The 19,057-nt window shown below is 59.5% G+C and carries 16 protein-coding genes; 9 read left to right on the top strand and 7 right to left on the bottom strand.

The genetic code is table 11. The annotated features are described in order from the left end of the window. Nucleotides 1-72: 72 nt before the first annotated feature. From ACYJRZ_RS25215 to ACYJRZ_RS25185, 7 genes are all read left to right on the top strand, one after another. Complete coding sequence (locus ACYJRZ_RS25215; RefSeq protein WP_459463585.1) at nucleotides 73-1,089, top strand: ABC transporter substrate-binding protein; 1,017 nt, start codon at nucleotides 73-75, stop codon at nucleotides 1,087-1,089. A gap of 145 nt (nucleotides 1,090-1,234) precedes the next feature. Continuing rightward, nucleotides 1,235-2,059 carry an ABC transporter ATP-binding protein gene (locus tag ACYJRZ_RS25210; protein ID WP_459463584.1) on the top strand — a complete coding sequence of 275 codons (825 nt, stop codon included), beginning with the start codon at nucleotides 1,235-1,237 and terminating at the stop codon, nucleotides 2,057-2,059. Further along, nucleotides 2,059-2,925 (top strand): ABC transporter permease, encoded by an 867-nt coding sequence (locus ACYJRZ_RS25205; RefSeq protein WP_459463583.1) that lies wholly within the window; start codon nucleotides 2,059-2,061, stop codon nucleotides 2,923-2,925. The genes ACYJRZ_RS25210 and ACYJRZ_RS25205 overlap by 1 nt, the downstream gene beginning before the upstream one ends. Continuing rightward, entirely contained in the window at nucleotides 2,925-4,238 is a 1,314-nt protein-coding gene (locus tag ACYJRZ_RS25200; protein ID WP_459463582.1) for a cytosine deaminase, read from the top strand. The genes ACYJRZ_RS25205 and ACYJRZ_RS25200 overlap by 1 nt, the downstream gene beginning before the upstream one ends. A 1-nt stretch (nucleotide 4,239) precedes the next feature. Further along, the gene (locus ACYJRZ_RS25195) at nucleotides 4,240-5,649 is read left to right on the top strand and encodes an FAD-binding oxidoreductase (RefSeq protein ID WP_459463581.1); all 1,410 of its coding nucleotides are present in this window, start codon (nucleotides 4,240-4,242) and stop codon (nucleotides 5,647-5,649) included. Then, complete coding sequence (locus ACYJRZ_RS25190; RefSeq protein ID WP_459463580.1) at nucleotides 5,646-6,227, top strand: NAD(P)H-dependent oxidoreductase; 582 nt, start codon at nucleotides 5,646-5,648, stop codon at nucleotides 6,225-6,227. Before ACYJRZ_RS25195 ends, ACYJRZ_RS25190 begins: the two co-directional genes overlap by 4 nt. Nucleotides 6,228-6,565: 338 nt before the next feature. Beyond that, on the top strand, nucleotides 6,566-7,063 hold the full coding sequence (locus tag ACYJRZ_RS25185) for a BON domain-containing protein (protein WP_459463579.1): 498 nt from the start codon (nucleotides 6,566-6,568) through the stop codon (nucleotides 7,061-7,063). Nucleotides 7,064-7,118: 55 nt separating this feature from the next. Here the strand turns inward: ACYJRZ_RS25185 and ACYJRZ_RS25180 are convergent, their stop codons facing one another. The 6 genes from ACYJRZ_RS25180 to urtA all read right to left on the bottom strand — a co-directional run bounded on the left by ACYJRZ_RS25180 (nucleotide 7,119) and on the right by urtA (nucleotide 13,428). Next, on the bottom strand, nucleotides 7,119-7,556 hold the full coding sequence (locus tag ACYJRZ_RS25180) for a YqaA family protein (RefSeq protein WP_459463578.1): 438 nt from the start codon (nucleotides 7,554-7,556) through the stop codon (nucleotides 7,119-7,121). Nucleotides 7,557-7,831: 275 nt separating this feature from the next. Further along, the gene (urtE, locus tag ACYJRZ_RS25175) at nucleotides 7,832-8,527 is read right to left on the bottom strand and encodes an urea ABC transporter ATP-binding subunit UrtE (protein ID WP_459463577.1); all 696 of its coding nucleotides are present in this window, start codon (nucleotides 8,525-8,527) and stop codon (nucleotides 7,832-7,834) included. Between the two features lies 1 nt (nucleotide 8,528). Then, entirely contained in the window at nucleotides 8,529-9,284 is a 756-nt protein-coding gene (gene urtD, locus ACYJRZ_RS25170; protein WP_459463576.1) for an urea ABC transporter ATP-binding protein UrtD, read from the bottom strand. A 4-nt stretch (nucleotides 9,285-9,288) separates the two neighbouring features. Continuing rightward, nucleotides 9,289-10,449 carry an urea ABC transporter permease subunit UrtC gene (gene urtC / locus ACYJRZ_RS25165; RefSeq protein WP_459463575.1) on the bottom strand — a complete coding sequence of 387 codons (1,161 nt, stop codon included), beginning with the start codon at nucleotides 10,447-10,449 and terminating at the stop codon, nucleotides 9,289-9,291. Then, nucleotides 10,446-12,071: an urea ABC transporter permease subunit UrtB gene (gene urtB, locus ACYJRZ_RS25160; protein WP_459463574.1), complete on the bottom strand. Its 1,626-nt coding sequence runs from the start codon at nucleotides 12,069-12,071 to the stop codon at nucleotides 10,446-10,448. The genes urtC and urtB overlap by 4 nt, the downstream gene beginning before the upstream one ends. Before the next feature lie 67 nt (nucleotides 12,072-12,138). Then, nucleotides 12,139-13,428: an urea ABC transporter substrate-binding protein gene (urtA, locus tag ACYJRZ_RS25155; protein ID WP_459463573.1), complete on the bottom strand. Its 1,290-nt coding sequence runs from the start codon at nucleotides 13,426-13,428 to the stop codon at nucleotides 12,139-12,141. 230 nt (nucleotides 13,429-13,658) lie between these two features. Between urtA and ACYJRZ_RS25150 the strand changes: the two genes are divergently transcribed. Together ACYJRZ_RS25150 and ACYJRZ_RS25145 are read left to right on the top strand one after the other, a co-directional pair. After that, complete coding sequence (locus tag ACYJRZ_RS25150; RefSeq protein ID WP_459463572.1) at nucleotides 13,659-17,048, top strand: hybrid sensor histidine kinase/response regulator; 3,390 nt, start codon at nucleotides 13,659-13,661, stop codon at nucleotides 17,046-17,048. After that, nucleotides 17,041-17,964, top strand: coding sequence for a response regulator (locus tag ACYJRZ_RS25145; RefSeq protein ID WP_459463571.1), 924 nt, complete (start codon nucleotides 17,041-17,043; stop codon nucleotides 17,962-17,964). The genes ACYJRZ_RS25150 and ACYJRZ_RS25145 overlap by 8 nt, the downstream gene beginning before the upstream one ends. A 16-nt stretch (nucleotides 17,965-17,980) precedes the next feature. Here ACYJRZ_RS25145 and ACYJRZ_RS25140 read toward each other — a convergent pair whose 3' ends face one another. Continuing rightward, nucleotides 17,981-18,832 (bottom strand): alpha/beta fold hydrolase, encoded by an 852-nt coding sequence (locus tag ACYJRZ_RS25140; protein ID WP_459463570.1) that lies wholly within the window; start codon nucleotides 18,830-18,832, stop codon nucleotides 17,981-17,983. Nucleotides 18,833-19,057 lie beyond the last annotated feature (225 nt).

Below are 19,057 nucleotides of genomic sequence, written 5' to 3'. Positions count from 1 at the left end.
ACGCAACCGCTCAAATACAGGAAATGGGCGCCAACCACGACGTCCCATGGCAGATAAGGGGAACAGTCAGCCATGTATAAAGCCTTGAAGACAAAAACATTCTTTGCCGCCATGGGGCTCGCCGCCGCGATCATGGCCGCCGAGCCAGCCAATGCGCTCGACAAAGTCAGCTACGGCACCAACTGGCTTGCGCAAGCCGAGCACGGCGGTTTCTACCAGGCGGTCGCCGACGGCACCTATAAGAAATACGGTCTCGATGTCACGATCGTCCAGGGCGGCCCCAACGCGGCCAATTCGGCATTGCTGATTTCCGGCAAGCTGGATTTCTACATGGGCGGCCCGCAGCAGGAGATCGATGCGGTCAAGCAGGGCATTCCGATCGTCGATGTCGCGGCGATTTTCCAGAAGGACCCGCAGGTCCTTATCGCCCATCCGGACGCCGGCGTGGAAAAATTCGCGGATCTGGCCAAGCTGCCGACGCTGTTCCTCAGCAAGGACGGCTACATCACCTATTTCGAGTGGATGAAGGCTAATTTCCCGGGCTTCAAGGACGAACAATTTAAGCCCTATAATTTCAGCCCGGCGCCTTTCCTCGCCGACAAGCAGTCCGCCCAGCAGGGTTATGTCACCTCAGAGCCCTATGAGATCGAGAAGCAAGCCGGTTGGAAGCCGAAGGTCTTCCTGATCGCCGATGCCGGCTACTCGCCCTATTCGACCATGATTACCGCGCAGAAGGCACTGGTCGACAAGAACCCCGATCTCGTGCAACGTTTCGTCAATGCCTCGATCGAGGGCTGGTACAATTATCTCTACGGCGACAACAAGGCAGCCAACGAGCTGATCAAGAAGGACAATCCCGATATGACGGATGGCCAGATCGCTTATTCCATCGCCAAGATGAAGGAATACGGCATTGTGGAATCCGGCGATGCCCTCGACAAAGGGATCGGCTGCATCACGGAAGCACACTACAAGAAGTTCTTCGACGAGATGGTGCAGATCAAGCTCTTCGATGCCGACATCGACTACAAGAAGGCTTTCGATACGCGGTTCGTCTGCAAGGGCGTCGGCATGGCGCTGAAGAAGTAAGCCTGGGCACCTCCTCCTCGAGGGGAGGTCGCCGTAAAGCAGCGGGTGGGGGTGACATTCTCGGATTTCGAAGGATCACCCCGCCCCGGAGCTTCGCTCCGACCCTCCCCCTCGAGGGGAGGGTGGATCAACAAAGAGCCGAACAATGACACTATCGGAAACCATTGCGACAAATCGACCGGAAGCACGCAAGCGGCCGCTTGTCGTCATGGAACAGGTCTCCAAGGTCTTCTCCAACGGCACGCTGGCGCTATCGGGCATGTCGCTCAATGTGGAAAGCGGCGAGTTCATCAGCCTGCTCGGCCCTTCCGGTTGTGGCAAGTCGACAGCCTTGCGCATCATCGCAGGCCTTGGCGGCGCTTCGAGCGGCAGGATCGACTGGCCGAGCTCGCGCATCAACGCCAAGGGCCTGCCGGAGGGCGATATAAGCTTTGTCTTCCAGGAGCCGACGCTGCTTCCCTGGAAAACTGTGCTCGGCAACGTCTATCTGCCATTGAAGCTCAGGGGCGTTTCGAAAGCGGCCGCTCACGACCAGATCATGGAAACGCTGGCAACCGTCGGCCTCCAGGATTTTGCGCAAGCCTATCCGCGCGAATTGTCCGGCGGCATGAAGATGCGGGTTTCCATCGCCCGCGCCTTGGTGACGAAGCCGAAGCTGCTGTTGATGGACGAGCCCTTTGCTGCGCTCGACGAAATTACCCGCCAGAAGCTCAATGACGATGTTCTCACTCTTTGGCAGAAGACGGGGATCACCGTCATCTTCGTCACGCATTCCGTTTACGAATCCGCCTATCTCTCTAATCGCATCGTCGTCATGAAGGCACGGCCGGGCCGCGTTCATAGCGATTTTCCGCTGAAAACCAGCGGCGAGCGCGATCCGCTTTATCGTTCGTCGGAAGAATATCGGCAGGTGTGCGAAAAAGTGTCCCGTTCCCTGATCGAGGCCATCGGCTGGCCGGAGGCCCATTGATGAGCAACAGCAGCAGCCTGCCCGCCACTCTTTCGGTTGAATCCGCCGACGCGCCAGCTGCCTCTGTGGCCAGGAAGCGCAGTATCGAACGCGCGCTCGGCATCTTCGTACCCATCCTAACCGTGCTTGCGCTTCTTGTCCTCTGGCAGCTTCTGGTCGTCGGCACCGGCATTCCGCAATATATCCTGCCAAGCCCGATCGCCGTCGCCAAAGCGCTCGTTTCCGATTGGAGCATCTTATGGCCGGCTTTATGGGTGACCACGGAGATCACCTTCATATCTCTCGTCCTGGCGCTGATCGGCGGCGTCGGCTTTGCGATCTTCCTCGTGCAGTCCCGCTGGATCGAACTCGCCTTTTATCCGCTGGCTGTCATTCTTCAGGTAACACCGATCGTCGCGATCGCGCCGCTGATCCTGATCTACGCTCCGACGCGCGAAGCTGCACTTCTGATCTGCGGCTTCCTCGTCGCCTTCTTTCCGATCCTCTCCAACATGGTGCAGGGATTGAAGAGCGTCGACCATAACCTGCTCAACCTTTTCGATCTCTACGGCGCCTCGCGCTGGCAGGCCTTGCTGCATCTGAAGCTGCCCGCCGCTCAGCCCTATTTCATGACAGGCTTGAGGATCGGCGGCGGCCTCTCGTTGATCGCATCCGTAGTCGCTGAATTTGCCGCCGGCTCCGGCGGTCCGAATTCCGGCCTCGCCTTTCGACTACTGGAAGCGCAATATCGCCAGAACATGCCGCGGCTCTTCGCAGCCCTGCTTCTCCTGTCGGCGCTCGGCGTCGCCATCTTCGCCTTTACCTCCTTCATCTCATGGCTGAGCCTGCATCGCTGGCATGAGAGCAGCCTCAAGCGGGAGAACTGATGTCACACGCCTTCATGTCGCCGCCGAACGCCGCCCGCTTCGTGCTGAGCAATGCCACCGTTCCAGCCGTGACGCTCCCAGGCTTCAAAGCACCTTCCAGCGAGGGCCTGATCAAGTCCGATATTGTCGTCGCCGATGGTCTTGTCAGTGACATCGTCGCGCCTGGAACTGGGCCAGTCGAATATGCCAGGGTTGATATGAAGGAAGGCATGGTCTGGCCGACTTTCGCCGACATGCATACCCATCTCGACAAGGGCCATATATGGGAGAGGCGCTCCAATCCGGACGGCAGTTTCATGGGAGCGCTCGATGCCGTGCGTGCCGACCGCGAGGCCAATTGGTCTGCCGAGGACGTGCGCAAGCGCATGGAGTTTTCGCTACGCTCGGCTTATGCCCATGGTACCGGCCTGATCCGCACACATCTGGATTCGCTGGCGCCGCAGCACCGCATTTCCTTCGAGGTTTTCACCTCGGTCCGCGAGTCCTGGAAGAGCAAGATCGCGCTGCAGGCCGTCGCTCTCTTTCCGCTCGACACCATGGTAGATGATGCCTTTTTCGCTGACCTGCTCCGCGTCGTACGCGAGGCGGGCGGATTAATGGGCGGGGTCACGCAAATGAACCCTGATCTCGATGCTCAGCTCGACAAGCTCTTCCGCGCTGCCGCAGACAACGGCCTTGATGTCGACCTGCATGTCGACGAGACGGAAGACAGGGAGGTGCTGACGCTCAAGGCCATAGCAGAAGCCGCGTTGCGAAACGGCTACCAGGGCAAGGTGACCGCCGGCCATTGCTGCTCGCTTGCCCGCCAGGACGAGGATGTCGCACGCGCCACCATCGATCTTGTCGCCAAGGCCGGGATCTCCATCGTCTCGCTGCCAATGTGCAACATGTATCTGCAGGATCGCCATGCCGGCCGCACACCGCGCTGGCGCGGTGTCACGCTTCTGCACGAGCTTGCCGCCGCCGGTGTTCCGACAGCCGTTGCCTCCGACAATACCCGCGACCCGTTCTACGCCTATGGCGATCTCGATCCGGTCGAAGTGTTCCGCGAAGCCGTGCGCATCCTGCATCTCGACCATCCGCTGGATACGGCCGCCCGAGTCATCACGACTTCACCCGCCAGCATCCTTGGCCGCCCGGATATCGGGCGGATCGCCGTCGGCAAACCCGCCGACCTCGTGCTTTTCAGCGCGCGGCGCTGGAGCGAATTCCTTTCCCGTCCTCAGTCCGATCGCGTCATCCTTCGCAAGGGCAAGGTGATCGATCGCAGCCTGCCGGATTATCGTGAACTCGACAGCGTCATTGGAGCCTGACATGCCGGATTATCAGCGCATCAAGAAAGAACTCGAAGGTATTGCCGTCGAAGACAATCCAGCGCTCGTGCGCCAGAAAAGCCGGGACTTCTATTGGTATTCGCCGATCCTCAAAGCCCAGCTCGACAATGTCACAGCCGATCTCGTCGTCACGCCGAAGACAGAGGAAGAGGTGATCCGCACTTTGAAAGTCGCCTATGCGCACGACGTTCCGGTCACGCCGCGCGGCGCCGGCACCGGCAATTACGGCCAGGCCATGCCGCTTTCCGGTGGCATCGTGCTCAATCTTGCCGCCATGAACAGGATCAAGGAGATCCATCCTGGCCGCGTTATCTGCGAACCCGGCATCGTCATTGCCGAGCTAGATCGCCAGACCAAGGCCCATTCAGGCCAGGAGCTGCGCTTCCATCCTTCGACCGCACAAACCGCGACGATCGGCGGCTTCATTGCCGGCGGCTCGGGCGGCGTCGGCTCGATCACCTGGGGCGGCCTGCGCGACCTCGGCAATATCCTGCGCCTGCGCGTCGTGACGATGGAAGCCGAGCCCCGCATGCTGGATCTCACCGGCTGGGACTTGACTAAGGTCAGCCATGCCTATGGCACCAACGGCATCATCACCGAGATCGAAATGCCGTTGGCTCCGGCCTATGATTGGGTCGACGTGCTGGTCGGTTATGACGACTTCATGGATGCCGTGCGTTTTTCAGACGCGCTTGCAAAATGCAACGGCATTCTGGTCAAGGAGATCGCTCCGATTGCCGCCCCCATCCCGCAGGACTATTTTACCCGCCACAAGCCCTATATCCGTCAGGGGCAATCGATCGTAGCGCTGATGATCGCGCCGCACTCGATGGACCCGTTCGTCGCCTTCACAATGCAGCAGAAGGGCGAAATCACTTTCCGCTCCGATAAGGTCGAGAGCATGAAAGGAATACCGCATGCCTATGAGCTCGCCTGGAACCACACCACACTGCGCGCCCTGAAGGTCGATCCTTCGATAACCTATCTGCAGGTGCAGTATCCGGGACCGGATCATGTCGCCAAGGTACAGAAGATGGTGGAAATCTTCGGCGACGAGGTGCCTGGCCATCTCGAGTTCATCAGGTTCGACGGTCAGATCCAATGCTCGGGCCTGCCGCTGGTGCGCTATACGTCAGAGGCAAGGCTTGAAGAGATTATTAGGATTCACCAGGACCACGGCTGCCCGATCTTCAACCCGCATCGCTATACGCTGGAGGAAGGCGGCATGAAGCAGACGGATGCCGTGCAGCTTGCCTTCAAGAAGGAAACCGATCCGAAGGGCCTGCTCAATCCCGGCAAGATGATCGCCTGGGACGATCCGAATTTCGACTTCAAATCCGGCAAGAACTATCTCTTCCCCGGCCTTGCGGCGCTGATGGAGGCTTCATGAAGGTTCTGGTCCTTCATTCCCATCCGGTCGAGGAAAGCTATGGTGCAGCGCTGCACCGGAAAACCATTGAAAGCCTGAGGAGTGCCGGCCACGAGGTCGACGATTGCAATCTTTACGCGGAAGGCTTCGATCCCGTGCTGTCGCGTCGCGACCGCATGATCTACCACGACTATCCGGACAATACCGAGGCGGTCAAATCCTATGTCGAAAGGCTGGAGCGTACCGAAGCCCTCGTGATTGTCACCCCTGTGTGGAATTTCGGTTTTCCGGCTATCCTCAAGGGCTATTTCGACAGGGTCTGGCTTCCAGGCGTCTCCTTCGAGCTCGTCGATGGCAAAGTGCGCTCAAAGTTGCAGCACATCCGCAAGCTTGGGGCGGTCTTGACCTATGGCGCCGACCCTTTCCGCGCTTTCGTCGCCGGCAATCCTCCGAAAAAGATCGTCAAGCGCGTGCTGCGCGCCCAGATCAAGCCCTTCGCTCCGGTCGTCTTCCTTGCCCACTACGACATGAACCGATCGACCGACATGTCCCGCAGCCGATTTCTGACGAAGGTCGGTCAAGAGATGGAACGGTTCTAGAGCATTTCCGTTTTTGTCGGATCGCGAACGGCAAGCACTTCTGTCGGAGGTGGCGGTCAGGTTCGCGGACACCCAGGATCAAGAAATACGGCGCTCGCCATCGGATGCCCAAGCCATTGGCATTTGCATTCAATCCCAGCCGGAAAGCAGATAGCGATTTCAACCGAAGCCGCTTTACCTGCTGACTGAGCGGCAACCTGCCGCGAATCTTCGCCAAACGGCCAGATGCCACGATGAATTGGGTCGATCGAAGACCTGCGTCGGCCAAGCGAAGGGAACATTTTCCCATTGCTGCTGTTAGATCAGTCCAGATGATAGGTGGCTGCAAGGAGGTCGACATGGCACCGCCACGTAAACCAAATCCATTGTCTCGCGAAGAGGACTACCGCGATTACGAGGATCGGGAGATTCGAGATGGCTGGCCCTATTCGGATGCCGATGGCAATCCGTTAAAAAGCCATCCCGACAATACTCCCTACGGCGACACACCAGCCAATTTCGACGAGGATCCGAGTACAGGATTCACCATAGATACCGCCGACGCGTCAGGTCGCGAGGATAGGGTGGACACAGCCGTTCCCTTGCCAGCCAGCAGAATTGACGACGACGAATTAGAGGCGCAGATCACCGAGCGGCTCGAAGAGAGCGGCAAAGTCGTAAGCGACAACATCGAAGTGCGTTGCGTCGACGGGATTGTCACGCTGGAGGGGCGCGTCGAGATGACTTCGTTGGCGCGCAATCTCGAGGAGATCGTTCTGACGGTTCCGGGTGTCGTGGGCGTACATAATAATCTCGAAACGCTCGGCGTCGATTCTCATATGCCCGATGAGGAATAGCGAGTTGAAGCCGGACGGCAACGATGGCGGGGGGCCGACGTCCGTTCGTGAGATGTCATGCCAGATTCATTGTGGCCAGCGCCACGATGACGTAACGCCCGAGCTTGGCAATCGTCACCAGCAGCAGGAAAGTTGGCAATGGTTCGCGCAGAACGCCGGCGACCACCGTTATCGGGTCTCCGACGATGGGCAGCCAGCTCGCAAGCAGAGACCATTTTCCGTATTTTCGATACCACGCCTGTGCACGATCGAGGGTATTCTGACCAACAGGGAACCAACGGCGCTGTCGAAATCGTTCGATCCCCCTTCCCAGCATCCAATTGACGAGCGAACCCAGAATATTGCCGACGCCGGCGATAAGCACCAGCCAAAGCGCGGAGTATCTCCCGGTTAGAAGGAGGCCAGCAAGCACCGCCTCCGATTGCATCGGCAGGATCGTTGCGGCACCGAAGGCTGCCATGAACAATCCGAAATAAGCCAATAGGTCGGTCATACCGCCGGAGGTATTTCGTAATAGCGTTGAGTTCGTCGGGCGGCCACCGATAATTGCCGAGCGATATCAAGAAACGGCTTGCCGCCCCCGATCATGCTGGTGACGCTATTCACATGGTCTTCAGAGCGCCTGAGCCGCTTGACCGTCTTTGGATGTATAGCACGAGCATGTTCCGTCATGACGCTCTGTATCCCCGCAGGAGAGCATGATTGTCAACGTCGGTCTGGTCGCGTACTTCATGGGGGAGGCACGGGCCGGGGTTGGGAGACAGCTACTCAAACGGTCAGATGCCTGCGGGCCTCCGATGTATCCAGGGTTTCGGCCAGCCCCTCATGCACGATCTCGCCGCGATCCATGATATAGACGTAATCGGCAAGCTCGCGGCAGAAATCGAGATATTGCTCGACCAGCAGGATCGCCATGCCAGTGGAGTCTCTGAGATAGCGGATCGCGCGGCCGATATCCTTGATGATCGACGGCTGGATCCCCTCGGTCGGCTCGTCCAAAACCAGGATCTTCGGCCGCGTCACCATCGCCCGGCCAATCGCCAGTTGCTGCTGCTGGCCGCCGGACAGATCGCCGCCGCGGCGTGAGAGCATGGATTTCAGCACGGGGAACAGGCTGTAGATATCATCGGGAATGCTGCGGTCGCGGCGCGAAAGCGGCGCATATCCGGTCTCGAGATTTTCCTTCACGGTCAAGAGCGGAAAGATCTCGCGTCCTTGCGGCACATAGCCGATCCCCTGCTTGGCGCGTGCGAATGGCGCCATGCCGTTCAGCGTGACGCCGTTGAAGGCAACCGTACCGGCCGACAAGGCATGCTGCCCAGTGACGGCGCGCAGGAGCGAACTCTTGCCGACACCGTTGCGCCCGAGGACGCAGGTAATCTTGCCCATCTCGGCCTTGATGGAGATGCCGCGCAGCGCCTGGGCGGCGCCGTAATGCAGATTTGCGTTTTCGACTGTCAGCATTTCACCGCCCCAGATAATTCTCGATCACCTTCGGATCGCTACTGACGAAATCGATCGAGCCTTCCGCCAGAACGGAGCCTTCCGCCAGGCATGTCACTTTGACGCCGAGATCGCGGATGAAGCCCATGTCGTGCTCGACCACAACGACCGAGCGCGTCTTGGCGATTTCCTTCAAGAGCACGGCGGTTTCCGCCGTCTCGGCATCCGTCATGCCCGCCACCGGCTCGTCGACCAAGAGCAGCTTCGGCTCTTGTGCCAGCAGCATTCCGATCTCCAGCCACTGCTTCTGACCGTGGGAAAGATTGGCCGCCAACTCGTCCCGCCGGTGCGACAACCGCACCGTTTCGAGGATTTCTTCGATGCGATCGCGATCGGTAGGCGTCAGGCGATAGAAGAGCGTCGCGAAGACGCCGCGATTGCGGTTGAGCGCCAATTCGAGATTGTCCCAGACGGTATGGCTTTCGAAGACGGTCGGCTTCTGGAATTTCCGTCCGATGCCGAGCTGGGCGATGTCGGCCTCGTCCTTCTTCGTCAGGTCGATCTGGCCGTTGAAGAACACCTCGCCCTCGTCAGGCCGCGTCTTGCCGGTGATGATATCCATCATCGTCGTCTTGCCGGCACCATTCGGGCCGATGATGGCGCGAAGCTCGCCCGGCTCGATGACGATCGACAGCGAGTTCAAAGCCTTGAAGCCATCGAAGGAGACGGAGACATTGTTGAGATAGAGCATGCTGTTGGGTTTGATTTCTGGGATCATGATCCTACTCCGCAGCCTGCACGGACTTGTCGGCTTCATCTTTCGCAGCATTAGGCGGCGGACTTGCCGGCCTGCGCGTCTTGCCTAAATAGTGTGCCATCGTCCCGACGATGCCCCTTGGCAGGAATAGCGTAACGGCCACGAAGAGGCCACCAAGCGCAAACAGCCAGAAATCGGGAAACAGACCGGTGAAGATGGTCTTGCCGCCATTGACCAGCACCGCGCCGATGATAGGCCCGATCAGGGTCGCTCTCCCGCCGACTGCCGTCCAGATGACGACTTCGATCGAATTGGCCGGCGCAAACTCGCCGGGATTGATGATGCCGATCTGCGGCACGTAAAGCGCGCCGGCAATACCGGCCATCATGGCCGATACGACGAAAACGAAGAGCTTCATATGCTCGACGCGATAACCGAGGAAACGCGTCCGGCTTTCGGCGTCGCGCACGCCCACCAGCACCTTGCCGAACTTCGAGCGGACGATGGCCGAGGACAGCATCAATGCCAGCGCCAGGAACACGGCCGTGATGGCGAACAGCACGGCGCGCGTCCCATCGGCCTGAATATTGAAGCCGAGAATATCCTTGAAGTCGGTCAAGCCGTTATTGCCGCCGAAGCCCATGTCGTTGCGGAAAAAGGCAAGCAGCAGTGCATAAGTCATCGCCTGCGTAATAATCGACAGATAGACACCATTAACGCGCGAGCGGAAGGCGAACCAGCCGAAGACGAAAGCAAGCAGGCCAGGCGCGACGAGGACCATCAGCATGGCGAACCAGAACTGGTCGAAACCGTACCAGAACCAGGGCAGCTCGTTCCAATTCAGGAAGACCATGAAGTCGGGCAGGATCGGATTGCCGTAGGTGCCGCGCGAGCCGATCTGCCGCATCAGATACATGCCCATCGCATAGCCGCCGAGCGCAAAGAAGGCGCCGTGGCCGAGCGAGAGAATGCCGCAATAGCCCCACACCAGATCGAGCGCCAAGGCGAGCAGCGCATAGGTCAGATACTTACCGAACAGCGACATCAGATAGGTGGGTATATGCAATGCGCTCGTTTCCGGCAGAGCCAAATTCGACAGCGGGACGAGTACCGCGACGGCAAGCAGGATCGCGATGGCAATGCTGATACGGCGGTCGAGCGAGCGAAGAAGAAAGGCCGTGATCATGCTTCCACCGCCCTTCCCTTGAGGGCGAAGAGCCCGCGCGGACGTTTCTGAATAAAGAGGATGATGAGTACGAGGACGAGGATCTTGCCGAGCACGGCCCCCGCATAGGGCTCAAGGAACTTGTTGAGGATACCGAGCGAGAAGGCGCCGACGAGCGTCCCCCAAAGATTGCCCACACCGCCGAAAACCACGACCATGAAACTGTCGATAATGTAGCTCTGGCCGAGGTTCGGCGAGACGTTGTCGATCTGCGAGAGCGCCACACCCGCCATGCCGGCGATGCCAGACCCCAGCGCGAATGTGAAGGCATCGACCCAGGAGGTGCGGATGCCCATGGAGGACGCCATGCGCCGGTTCTGCGTCACCGCCCGCATCTGCAGCCCGAAGGCCGAGCGCTTAAGGAGAAGCAGGAGCGCCACGAAAACACCGAGCGCAAAGACGATGATCCAGAGCCGGTTCCAGGTGAACGAGAGATAGCCGAGATCGAAGGAGCCGGACATCCAGGAGGGATTGCCGACCTCCTGGTTGGTCGGCCCGAAGATCGAGCGCACTGCCTGCTGCAGGATCAGCGAGATGCCCCAGGTGGCGAGCAGCGTTTCGAGAGGTCGGCCGTAAAGGAAGCGGATGACGCCGCGCTCGATGACGAGACCGACGGCTCCGGTGACGATGAAGGCAACCGGAAGGGCGATCGCCAGCGACCAGTCGAACAGCTCGGGATAGGAGGTGCGGATGATGCTTTGAACCACGAAGGTCGAATAGGCGCCGAGCATCACCATCTCGCCATGGGCCATGTTGATGATGCCCATGACACCGAAGGTAATCGCAAGGCCGATGGCGGCCAGCAGCAGCACCGAGCCGAGGGAAAGGCCGTACCAGATATTCTGCACCGCATCCCAGAACTTCAATTGATCCTGGATGCCGGCAATGGCGGCGGCTACATCGGGCTTCAGGCTATCATCGACGGAAACCGACGAAAGAATGCCGATCGCGTCGCGGCCGCCTTCGTTCTTGATCGTCTCGATTGCCGCTTTTTTCTCTGCGATCGGACGGTCCGAGCCAAGTACGGCAACCGCCTTTGCGCGTTCAAGCACGCCGCGGATGTCCGCGTCCTTTTCGGTCTGTAGCGCCGTCTCGACAGCGTCGAGCGAATCCGCACTGGGCGCCTTCAAAATGGATTGCGCCGCTTCGAGCCTCGTGACGCGATCAGGGCTCATCAGCGTCAGACCGCCGAGAGCCGCGCGAACCGCACGGCGCAGATTATTGTTGATCTTGATCTTGCCGAGATTGTCCTTGGCTTCCTGACCGGCCGTCTGCCTCGTCAAAGGATCTACCAGATCCATCATGTCGCCGGAGGATTTGGCAATGAACACCTGATTGTCGGATTTCCTGACATAGAGATCGCCGTCGGAGAAGGCCTGCAATGCCGGCACGACCTTGGGATCACCTGACTTCGCAAGGCTTTGGACGATATCGCCGGCCTTCTGGAAATTGGCTTGGCCAAGCGAATTGATCAGGCTATGGGCATCCTCCTGGGCACGAAGGCTTGTCGCCATCAGCACCAGCATGAGGCAGAAGCAGGCGACCAGCGCCAAGGCCATGCGGTAAACGAATTTGTCGAACATTGCGCTAGTCCCCTCAAGCTGCCGCGGCCAGAAAATCCTGCCCGCGGCGATCTTGCATCGGCTGGTATCAGGAGCCCTTGCCGCCGCACTTGCCGGTGGTGACGTTGAAGTTGCCGCAGTTCAGCGGCATGCGCCAATCCGAGATCAGGTCCTTGCTGTCAGGCAGGTAGTCGGACCATTCCTTGCCGACCACTGCCGGGGTCTGCGAAACGACGTCGAACTGACCGTTTTCCTGCACTTCGCCGATCAGGACCGGCTTGGTAATGTAGTGGTTCGGCATCATGGTTGCGGTGCCGCCCGTCAGGTTCGGAACGCTCACGCCAACCAGAGCGTCGATCACCTTATCCGGATCGGTCGTGCCGGCCTTCTCGACGGCCTTTACCCACATATTGAAGCCGATATAGGCGGCTTCCATCGGGTCGTTGGTCACGCGTTTGTCGTTCTTGGTGTAGGCATGCCATTCCTTGATGAAGGCGGCATTGGCTGGAGTATCGACGGACTGGAAGTAGTTCCAGGCTGCGAGATGGCCGACAAGCGGCTTGGTGTCGACGCCGGCAAGCTCTTCTTCGCCGACCGAGAAGGCGACGACCGGGATATCCTCGGCCTTCACACCCTGGTTGCCGAGTTCCTTGTAGAAGGGAACATTGGCATCGCCGTTGATGGTGGAGACGACGGCGGTCTTCTTACCGGCCGCGCCGAAAGCCTTGATCTTGGAGACTTCCGTCTGCCAGTCCGAGAAGCCGAACGGCGTGTAGTTGATGATGATGTCTTCGTCCTTGACGCCCTTGGACTTCAGATAGGCTTCGAGGATCTTGTTGGTCGTGCGCGGATAGACATAGTCGGTGCCTTCAAGCACCCAGCGCTGCACGCCTTCGTTCTTCATGAGGTAGTCAACGGCCGGGATCGCCTGCTGGTTCGGAGCAGCCCCTGTATAGAAGACGTTGCGCTCGGACTCCTCACCTTCGAACTGTACCGGATAGAACAGGATCGAATTCAGTTCCTTGAAGACCGGCAGCACCGACTTGCGCGACACGGAAGTCCAGCAGCCGAACACGGCCGAGACCTTGTCTTTCTGGATCAGTTCGCGCGCCTTTTCGGCAAAGAGCGGCCAGTTCGAGGCCGGATCGACGACGACGGGCTCGAGCTTCTTGCCGAGAACGCCGCCCTTCTTGTTCTGCTCGTCGATGAGCATCAACATGGCATCCTTCAGCGTCGTTTCCGAGATCGCCATGGTGCCGGAAAGCGAATGCAGGACGCCGACCTTGATGGTGTCGTCGGCTGCAAAAGCACCGTGAAATGCTGTCGTGGACATGATGGCGCCAAGCAGCGCGCCGGAGACGATAGATTTGAATTTCATCCGTGGTTCCCCTCTTTTTGTCTGCCGCAACGGCCCGTAGACAAGGATTAGCCGCTGCCTTCCGCGACTATCCGGCGCGCCTTCAGGAAACCACATACGTAAAATGACGTAGACGCCGGGGCGAAATGTGCAGCTTTCATCACTCTCATGCCCTTAAGCGCGATATCGATCCATGTTACGACATCTCTGGATCGCCGGAACGACTAGGGCGGGATCACTGAAGGGTAAGCATGGCTGCGCGGCAACGCATCATTCCGGTAAGGCGCGAATATAATCGCTGGGTCGCAAACCAGACGCTGGAAGACTACGCGCTGCGTTTCACCGCCAAGAGCGCGCGGCAATTTTCCTCGCAACGCATCTCGCAAACTGCGATCGGCGCCATTTCCTTCCTGGCGCTGGAAGCGATCGGCGGCACCATTACGCTTTCCTACGGCACGACCAACGCCTTCTACGCCATCATCGTCGCAAGCCTCGCCATGCTGGCCGTCGGCCTGCCGATCAGCCGCTATGCCATACGCCACGGCGTCGATATCGATCTTCTTACGCGCGGCGCAAGTTTCGGCTATATCGGCTCGACCATCACCTCGCTGATCTATGCCAGCTTCACCTTCATGCTGTTTGCGATCGAAGCCTCGATAATGTCCGGGGCGCTGGAACTGACGCTCGGCATACCCGTGTGGATCGGCTATATCATCAGCGCCGTCATGGTGATCCCGCTCGTCACCCATGGTGTCCGTCTCATCAGCCGGTTCCAATTGCTGACGCAGCCCTTCTGGATCGTTCTCAACATCCTGCCCTTCGTCTTCATCGCCTTTGCCGACTGGGAAAAATTCGATCTCTGGCGCGCTTTCGCGGGCATCCATCACCCCGCAAGCGCGCCGGGCAGCGCCGCTCCTTTCGACCTGGTGGAATTCGGCGCTGCCTCCGCCGTCATCTTGGCGCTGATGTCGCAGATCGGCGAGCAGGCTGACTTCCTGCGCTTTCTGCCGCCGGAAGGCCATCGCAAATGGCGCCATCGCCTGGCTATCTTCCTCGCCGGGCCTGGGTGGGTCATCATCGGCGCGCCGAAGCTGCTCGCCGGTTCCTTCCTCGTCGTTCTAACACTGACCTCAGGTGTGCCTGTGGGTCGCGCCGCCGATCCGGCACAGATGTACCTGACGGCCTTCGGCTACATGTTCCCTTGGCACAATGCGGCGCTGCTGTTGATGGCCGCCTTCGTGATGATCTCGCAGTTGAAGATCAACGTCATGAACGCCTATGCTGGCTCGCTCGCCTGGTCGAACTTCTTTTCGCGGCTGACGCACAGCCACCCAGGCCGCGTCATCTGGCTGGTCTTCAATGTCGCCATCGCGCTCTTGTTGATGGAGCTCGGCATCTACCGGCTGCTGGAGGAGACGCTCGGTATCTTCTCGATCATCGCCATGGCCTGGCTTTGTACCGTCTCCGCCGATCTCTTCATCAACAAGCCGCTGGGGCTTGCACCTCCCGGCATCGAGTTCAAGCGCGCGCATCTCTACGATATCAATCCGGTCGGCCTCGGCGCCATGGCGCTTTCGGCAACCATCGCTCTCATCGCGCATTTCGGCGTCTTCGGCTCGATCGCCGCCTCGCTTGCACCCTATATTACCCTGGTCGTTGCATTCATCGTCTCACCCACCATCGCCTGGGCCACAAAGGGCAAATATTATCTCGCCCGCAAGCCGCGACAGAGCTGGAAGAACCTCACCACCATCACCTGCTCCGTCTGCGAGCACCCGTTCGAGCCGGAGGACATGGCATGGTGTCCGGCCTATGCCGCGCCGATCTGCTCGCTCTGCTGCTCGCTCGACAGCCGCTGCCACGACATGTGCAAGCCGAAGGCGCGCCTCAATACGCAGGTCGCCACCGTCGCAAAAACCCTGCTGCCGGAAAGCATCGTCGCAAGGCTCGCCACGCGCCTCGGCCGCTATGGCATTGCCGTAGCCTTGGCGCTGACAGCCATGGGCGCGATCCTGGCGATGATCGCGCATCAGGTCGGCGCCGCCTCTCCCGAGACCGCATCCGTGGTCAACCGTACCATTCTGATCGTCTTCTTCGTCTTTGCCGTGATTGCCGGTGTCGCCTGCTGGTTCTATGTGCTTGCCCATGACAGCCGCGTGGTCGCCGAAGAGGAATCCTCGCGCCAGAACACGCTGCTTTTGAAGGAAATCGCCGCCCACAAGAAAACGGACGCTGCCCTGCAGGGTGCCAAGGAGGCGGCCGAGGCGGCAAACCGCGCCAAGAGCCGCTATGTCGTGGGCTTGAGCCACGAATTGCGCACGCCGCTCAACGCCGTGCTCGGCTATGCGCAGATCCTGGAGCGGGACGAGACCATTCCGGCGCCCCGGCAATCCTCGCTCAAGGTTATCCGCCGCAGCGCCGAGCATCTTTCCGGCCTGATCGACGGGCTGCTCGATATTTCCAAGATTGAGGCCGGCCGCCTGCAGGTCTATTCCAACGAGATCAATATTCACGACTTCCTCGATCAGATCGTCGACATGTTCCATCCGCAGGCGCAGGCCAAGGGTCTGAGCTTCATCCATGAGCGTTCCGCCGCCCTGCCCCACTATGTCCGTACTGACGAGAAGCGGCTGCGTCAGATCCTCGTCAACCTTCTCTCCAACGCCATCAAGTTCACCGATACAGGCACCGTCCGTTTCGACGTGGGCTACCGAAACCAGGTCGCAGCTTTCACCGTTTCCGACACCGGCCGCGGCATCGCGCCCGAGGATATCACCCGCATCTATGAGCCCTTCCAGCGCGGCGAGGCCGACAGCATCAGACCGATGCCGGGCCTCGGCCTTGGTCTCACCATCACGCAACTGCTGACGAATACGCTCGGTGGCGAGATTTCTGTTGCAAGCGAGAAGGACGTGGGCTCGACCTTCAGGGTGCGCCTGATGCTGTCTGCCGTGATCCGGCCGATGAAGCCGCCGGCACAGGAGCAGCGTATCGTCGGCTACGAAGGTCCGCGCCGCACCATCGTCGTCGTCGACGACAATGAAGATCATCGCGAACTGATGCGCGAGATACTGTCGCCGCTCGATTTCATCGTGCTCACCGCCACCGGCGGGCCGGACTGCCTGACGCTGATCGAGGGGATCAAGCCGGATCTGTTCCTCGTCGATATCTCCATGCCCGGCATGAACGGATGGCAGCTCGTGTCACGGCTAAGGGAAAACGGCCAGACGGCTCCGATCCTGATGCTGTCGGCCAATATCGGCGATGCCGCCGCCGCGACGGATAGCGACGACAGCCATAACGACGCCATTTCCAAACCGGTCGACATCCGCCAGCTTCGCGACAAGCTCGCGCTGCATCTCGGGCTGAAGTGGATCTATGCCGATGCCTCCATCCCCGCCGCTCCGAAGCCGCCACCGCCCCTGAAGAGCCCTGGGATCGAGCATGTCCGCGAATTGCTGCGGCTCGGCGAAATCGGTTATGTCAGGGGCATCGAAGCAAAGCTTGCGGATCTTGCGAAACTTGAAGAAAACAGACCCTTCATCGATGCCTTGCGTACCCATGTCCAGGCTTTCGATCTCGACGGTTTCCTGAAGGTGCTGCGCAGCTTCGACACTGAAAAGGTAGAACAGATTGGCTGAGTCCGCCCTTCCCCGCGATATAGTCCTGCTGGTGGACGATTCCCCGGAGGCGCTCGGCTTCTTGACGGATGCGCTCGAGCAGTCTGGCTTCTCCGTGCTGATCGCCACGTCGGGATTGGCGGCGCTCAACATCGTCGAGCGCATTACTCCGGATCTCATCCTGCTTGATGCGGTCATGCCTGTCATGGATGGTTTCGAAACTTGCCGCCGGCTGAAAGCCAATGCCGGCATCGCCCAGGTTCCGGTCGTCTTCATGACCGGCCTCACCGAAACCGAACATGTGGTGCATGCGCTGGAATCAGGCGGCGTCGATTATCTTACCAAGCCGATCAATATCGACGAACTGCGCGCCCGCATCCGGGTCCACCTACGCAATGCCCGTTCGGCTCAAAGCGCCAGGGTGGCGCTCGATGCCGCGGGCCGCCATCTCCTGGCGGTCAAGGGCAATGGCGCCATCCATTGGTCAACGCCGCAGGCGACCCGGCTGATCAATGCCGCGACAGGCAGCGACGACGGCCTTGAACTCGCCTCAAAACATATCGCCGCCTTCATGCTGGAACGCGAGCGGCTCGGGCCTGCACGCGACAATCTTCTTTCGATGAACAATGGCGGTCAGGCGGCACTGCAATTCACCTTTCTCGGCGCCATCGGCGCCGACGAATATCTCTTTCGTCTGACGGCCACCAGCCAACGTGCCGACGACGAAGCCCTGCGCCGGCATTTTGCGCTGACGCAGCGCGAATCCGAAGTATTGCTGTGGCTGGCCAAGGGAAAATCCAACCGCGATATCGGCGAAATCCTCGGCCTTTCCGCCCGCACCGTGAACAAGCATCTTGAGCAGATCTATGTGAAACTCGGCGTCGAAAACCGGGCATCGGCAGCGGTAAGGGCTGCCCACGTCCTGCACGAAGCTTAAGGGCCCGACAAGCAATTCATTCCTCTTTGAAAAAACGCTGAAGTGAATTTGCGAGATCGATGGGATTTTCTTCCGCGACGTGATGGCCGCTTTCGATACCGTGACCCGTCACATTCACAGCCCATAACCGCCAGATTTCCCTCGGATCGCCGAAGAAATATTCCAGATCGTCTTTCGTCGACCAAAGGCAGAGCAACGGGCATGTGATCCGCTTACCGGCAAGCCGATCATGCAGTTCATCTTCCCGATCGACGGTTAATCCTGCCCTATAATCCTCGATCATCCCGTGGACGACCGCCGGATCGTGGATTGCCGTCAGCAGGTCGTCATAGGCCTCTTTTCCCATGAAATCCGGGCGGATACGGCTGTACCATGCCTGAGGGTTGGCATTGATCGCTTGCTCAGGCTTTTGCGGCTGCGCGAAGAAGAACCAATGGTACCACTCACGCGCAAAGCGCCAATCCATCCGTTCGAGATGCTCGATGATCGGAATGCTGTCGATTACGGCGACCTTGGTGACGATCTCGGAATGATCGAGGGCAAGGCGGAACGCCACGTAACTGCCGCGATCGTGGCCCGCCACGGCAAAAGTCCGATGTCCTAAAGCCCGCATCAGCTCTACACAGTCCAGAGCCTTCGCCCGTTTCGAGGAATGACGGCTGTCCTCACTATCAGCGGGTTGGAAAGACTTCCCAAATCCCCTGAGATCAGGGCAAACAATCGTGAAGTGAGGAGACAAGAGGTCCGCGACATGGCTCCAAGTCATATGCGTCCGCGGATGGCCGTGCAGCAGCAGCAATGGCGGCCCATGGCCGCCGTGGCGAACGCGCAATAGGCCGGGACCGACGTCGATATAATCCTCTGTCATTCCGCTGAACAAATCCGGCCTCCCTCGAATATTCGCTTCCTCCGCCTTACGTTTGCGGCATCAGATTGTTCCAACTTTACCCGTCGAGCCAATTTTATGTGGAAGCCGCAAACTCGATCGAACGGCGACCTTCCGAATCGGGAGGATGCCTGCACTCGCTAATTCTACTTACATTGCAAGTAGAAGCAGACAGGTCGCGAACCCAGTTCGGCAAGGGAGCGGCCT

The organism is Rhizobium sp. No.120, assembly GCF_054558365.1.
The sequence above is the reverse complement of the archived record's forward strand: the minus strand, read 5'-3'. Positions and strand labels throughout refer to the sequence as shown.

Bases quoted from the DNA above. Each gene is read 5' to 3' on its own strand.
- ACYJRZ_RS25215 (WP_459463585.1), top strand. From the start codon at position 73: ATGTATAAAGCCTTGAAGACAAAAACATTCTTTGCCGCCATGGGGCTC.
- ACYJRZ_RS25210 (WP_459463584.1), top strand. From the start codon at position 1,235: ATGACACTATCGGAAACCATTGCGACAAATCGACCGGAAGCACGCAAG.
- ACYJRZ_RS25205 (WP_459463583.1), top strand. From the start codon at position 2,059: ATGAGCAACAGCAGCAGCCTGCCCGCCACTCTTTCGGTTGAATCCGCC.
- ACYJRZ_RS25200 (WP_459463582.1), top strand. From the start codon at position 2,925: ATGTCACACGCCTTCATGTCGCCGCCGAACGCCGCCCGCTTCGTGCTG.
- ACYJRZ_RS25195 (WP_459463581.1), top strand. From the start codon at position 4,240: ATGCCGGATTATCAGCGCATCAAGAAAGAACTCGAAGGTATTGCCGTC.
- ACYJRZ_RS25190 (WP_459463580.1), top strand. From the start codon at position 5,646: ATGAAGGTTCTGGTCCTTCATTCCCATCCGGTCGAGGAAAGCTATGGT.
- ACYJRZ_RS25185 (WP_459463579.1), top strand. From the start codon at position 6,566: ATGGCACCGCCACGTAAACCAAATCCATTGTCTCGCGAAGAGGACTAC.
- ACYJRZ_RS25180 (WP_459463578.1), bottom strand. From the start codon at position 7,556: ATGACCGACCTATTGGCTTATTTCGGATTGTTCATGGCAGCCTTCGGT.
- urtE (WP_459463577.1), bottom strand. From the start codon at position 8,527: ATGCTGACAGTCGAAAACGCAAATCTGCATTACGGCGCCGCCCAGGCG.
- urtD (WP_459463576.1), bottom strand. From the start codon at position 9,284: ATGATCCCAGAAATCAAACCCAACAGCATGCTCTATCTCAACAATGTC.
- urtC (WP_459463575.1), bottom strand. From the start codon at position 10,449: ATGATCACGGCCTTTCTTCTTCGCTCGCTCGACCGCCGTATCAGCATT.
- urtB (WP_459463574.1), bottom strand. From the start codon at position 12,071: ATGTTCGACAAATTCGTTTACCGCATGGCCTTGGCGCTGGTCGCCTGC.
- urtA (WP_459463573.1), bottom strand. From the start codon at position 13,428: ATGAAATTCAAATCTATCGTCTCCGGCGCGCTGCTTGGCGCCATCATG.
- ACYJRZ_RS25150 (WP_459463572.1), top strand. From the start codon at position 13,659: ATGGCTGCGCGGCAACGCATCATTCCGGTAAGGCGCGAATATAATCGC.
- ACYJRZ_RS25140 (WP_459463570.1), bottom strand. From the start codon at position 18,832: ATGACAGAGGATTATATCGACGTCGGTCCCGGCCTATTGCGCGTTCGC.